Genomic DNA, 319 nt, shown 5'->3' with positions numbered 1-319 from the left:
CCACCCTTCTATTCAAAAAAGTCTAACATTCTTCATGCCCCCTTGATTGTTTTCCTTTTAACATGGCAAAACTGTTGGTACCCACTTGTTTTCGTTTCTCTTCTTCTTGTTTTTCCCTCAATTGTTCCAAGAAATTAGAGGCTGCAACAGGCGCGTGATCATCATCTGCATCATCCGGTAATTTGGAGTGGCTTTGGTTGCGAAGTACTGCAGGCATCGCATCCTCAAAGCGCGCGTCATCCTTCCACACTTGAATAGTGGATAAATCAAACGGATTATAACGAATTTGAATTCGCTTACCGCGTAAGGAGGAATCCAC

The 319-nt window shown here is 43.3% G+C and carries 1 protein-coding gene; it reads right to left on the bottom strand.

Annotation, left to right across the window (positions count from 1 at the left end):
- Positions 1-22 precede the first annotated feature (22 nt).
- A partial coding sequence (locus RYX56_RS21670; RefSeq protein ID WP_317124028.1) for a Mu transposase C-terminal domain-containing protein occupies positions 23-319 on the bottom strand: 297 nt, incomplete at its 5' end.

Source organism: Alkalihalophilus lindianensis (genome assembly GCF_032843265.1).
Classification (GTDB): domain Bacteria; phylum Bacillota; class Bacilli; order Bacillales; family Bacillaceae_D; genus Alkalihalophilus; species Alkalihalophilus lindianensis.
Note: the sequence above shows the minus strand (reverse complement) of the source record. Positions and strands in the feature narration are given on the sequence as shown.